Annotated in this window: 4 protein-coding genes; all 4 read right to left on the bottom strand. The window is 62.4% G+C overall.

The window, feature by feature from the left end:
* The coding region (locus NFV80_RS10325) for a KfrB domain-containing protein (RefSeq protein WP_366143428.1) at positions 1-87 on the bottom strand (87 nt) is incomplete at its 3' end.
* A 144-nt stretch (positions 88-231) separates the two neighbouring features.
* Positions 232-1074, bottom strand: a complete 843-nt coding sequence (locus NFV80_RS10320) for a DNA-binding protein (RefSeq protein WP_296758608.1) — start codon at positions 1072-1074, stop codon at positions 232-234.
* A 149-nt stretch (positions 1075-1223) separates the two neighbouring features.
* On the bottom strand, positions 1224-2264 hold the full coding sequence (locus NFV80_RS10315) for a ParB/RepB/Spo0J family partition protein (RefSeq protein ID WP_296758606.1): 1041 nt from the start codon (positions 2262-2264) through the stop codon (positions 1224-1226).
* Positions 2261-2985, bottom strand: a 725-nt coding sequence (locus tag NFV80_RS10310) for a ParA family protein (RefSeq protein ID WP_296758604.1), incomplete at its 5' end; no start/stop codon positions are given. The genes NFV80_RS10315 and NFV80_RS10310, both read right to left, overlap by 4 nt.

Raw genomic sequence — 2985 nt, 5'->3', positions numbered from 1 at the left:
TTTCTCCACCTTGTCGTTCTGCCAGCGGCCTTCCTGCTCGTGTTGAACGATCTTTTGGCCGTTCATCACAAGGAGGCGTTGTTTCATGCCTTGCTCCTGTCCGAGCGCATGGTCATATCCGGTTCCAATATCACAGCAGCGTATTCAGCGATGTCCATTGCCTTGTCGCATGGAGTAGAAAGGCAGCGAAGTTTATCGCAAGGCTTTTTGTTTGATCAGTCTTTTCGGACGTCACTCCCCTGCCCCGGCCGGCTTCTTGCCGGTTTTGATCGCTGCCAGCAAGCCGCGCTGTTGCTCCTTCAACGCCTCGACCTGACCACGCCAGTGGGCGGTTTCCTCGCGGGCTTTGGCAGCTTCCTTGCGAGCCTCGTCGCGCTCGGCCTGCGTGGCGGTGAGGCGTTCGGCGGCGCGGAGAGCCTCCTGGGCGGCGGTCTTGCGTTGCTCTTGTTGAGCCTGACGGACGTCAGCCAGTTCCGTGCGGGTCTGGACAGCATCGTGGTGGGCCAGGTCAAGTTCGGTCCGCAAGTCGGCTGCGCGACGTTCGATCTCGAGGGCACGCTGCTCGGCAATAGCGGCCCGGTTTTCGGCAACCAGCGTAGCTTTCTGCGCGTGCTCAATCTGTAGCGCGAGTTCGGTGGTTCGCTGCTGCTCTGCCTGGTACTTGGCGGTCAGCTCATCGATTTGGCGATTGGCGGCATCCAGTTCGACTGCCTGAGCGTCGTAGGCGTCGCCCAGTTGCTTGTTGATGGTTTCGGCTTCGGCACGTTCGGCTTCCCAGCCCGCTTGTGCGGCCCGCAGTGACTCATTGGCGGTGTTCTGGGCGGACTGCCACAAGGCGGCGAGGGCCTGGCTGTGAAGCTGATGGACGGCTTCCGGGACGGTGATGGCTACCGGCGCCGCCTGGGCGGTCTGCGCACGTCGCCATTCCTTCATGGTGGTGGCGGCGTCGTTCATGTTGACTTTGGCGACCTTGCGAACAGAGTCTACCGTCGGAAACGAGGCCCGGCCGGCCTGATCATAGAGCGCATCGGCTGCGGCGAGAATGCGGTCGCGAATGTCCTTGTTGAGTTCCATGTTCGCGGCTCCCGCGGGAAATGGTAGGAAGAAGAATAATATCGTTATTATGACTCAATCGTTATCTCGGCGTGACCGCTACCCGCCGGCGCCAAGAAGAAAACCCGCACAAGGCGGGTTCCTTGGGTGACGCTCGCGAGGCTGGCCGGTCAGCCTTCCAGAAGGGCCACGAGCTGGACCTGAGCGAGATCGGCAGCAAGCTCGTGGCCGTCATCCTCGTATTTCAACCAAGCATGGCCTTCGAGTGGTGGGCGGCGATTGAGGATCAGGCGGGCAGGACGGCCGTCATGCTGCACGTGAACGATCGCCCTTCTCATCCTGTCCGGGTCGGCTTCCTTTGGTTCTCTCCTGGAGTGGGTGGCTTGCTCGCCCTCCCCGGCCGCTGTGCGCGCGCTTTCGGTACTTTCGACCGTGTCGGAATTGCGCTCGTCGTCTACGTGTTGGCGCTTCTCGTCGAGGTACTCGCGCAGCAGCTTGACTGATCCGCGGGTGATCTCCTGGGTATCGTCGGCCAACCAGAGGCCGACCTCGTTGCGCGCTTTCTTGTGAGCGGTGACGAGTTCGTTGATCACCGTCACGTCACGGCAGCGGCCGGAGTTGAAGGCTTCGGCAATCGGGTCGGGCAGGTCCAGCAAGGTGACGTGCTGCGACACGAACGCCGGGGACTTGCCGAGCTCCTTGGCAATGTCACCCTTCTTCTTGCCCTTCGCCAGTTCGCGGCCGATGAAGTCGGCGATCTCGCGCGGGGTCAGTTCGTTGCGCTGCAGGTTCTCGATGACCTGGTCGGCCTCGTTGTAGTCGTTGTCGACGAAGGCCGGGATGGTTGTCTTGTGGGCGAGGCGGGATGCACGGACGCGGCGGGCGCCGTGGTTGATGAGGTAGCGGCCGGCGGCATCCGGGTTGTCACGCACCGAAATGGGGGTCTTGACGCCACGTAAGCGGATGGTTCGAGCCAGCTCTTCCAGGCTTTCCGGCAAGAAGCCTGGGTTGTCCTTCGTTCGGGGTTGATGCGGATCTTCGTCAATCAGCTCCAGGGACAGTTCCAGCGGCCGGAAGCTTCGCGCGACGGTCTCTGGCTGGTTGAGAAGGTCGGAGAGATCGCCGATGTTCTCCAGGTCCAGACCGGACGCCGGTGGCCCCGCCTCGGGCTTCTTCTTGGCGGTGGTGGCGGGATGCGTGGCGGCGGTCATTGTGTTATCTCCATCTTCTCGAAAACATGGGCGGCCAGTGCGCGGATTTCCTGCGTGGCCTTGCGGGCGGCGGTCTTCCTGATCTTCCACACCGGCACGCGGGACGCCAGCGCGTCGGCAATGCTGCTGCGCAGGCCCACACCCGTCGGGATCATCAGTTGCGGGTAGGCACGTTCCAGCTCTTCCAGATGGCGAGCGTGACGCGGGTTGCGGCCATCGACCTTGCTGGGCACCATGCCGAGGAATTGCAGCTTGGGGTTGGCCTTGCGAAGGTGGGCAATGGTGGTGACCATCTGCTTGATGCCCTGGATGCTGTACGCCTCCAGCTCTATCGGCGAGAGAACGTAGTCGGCCGCCAGCAGAGCGGCGGCCATAGCAACGCCAAGAGAAGGAGCGGTGTCGATCAGGCAGGCGTCGAAGCCCTGCGCGTCTAGGGCCTTGATGGCGTCCCGGAATTTGGCGCCAGCCTCGGCCAAAGACACCTTCTCCAGGTTCGCCAGTCCGACATCGGACGCGATCAGCGTCATGCGCGGCGAATTGCTATCGGTGAAGTCGATTGCGGTGTGCGGCCACGAGCCCGTCGGTACGTCGGCAAACAGTTCGCTTGCGACAACGCCGGATCGGAAGGACTGCAGGGTGTAGGAGGCGTTGGCCTGGGTGTCCAAATCGATGACGACCACCTTTAGACCTTGCTCCAGGAAGTCAAACGCGAGGTGAACGA

The sequence above is a fragment of the Accumulibacter sp. genome (assembly GCF_023806565.1).
In the GTDB taxonomy this organism is placed as follows: Bacteria; Pseudomonadota; Gammaproteobacteria; order Burkholderiales; family Rhodocyclaceae; genus Accumulibacter.
The sequence above is the reverse complement of the archived record's forward strand: the minus strand, read 5'-3'. Positions and strand labels throughout refer to the sequence as shown.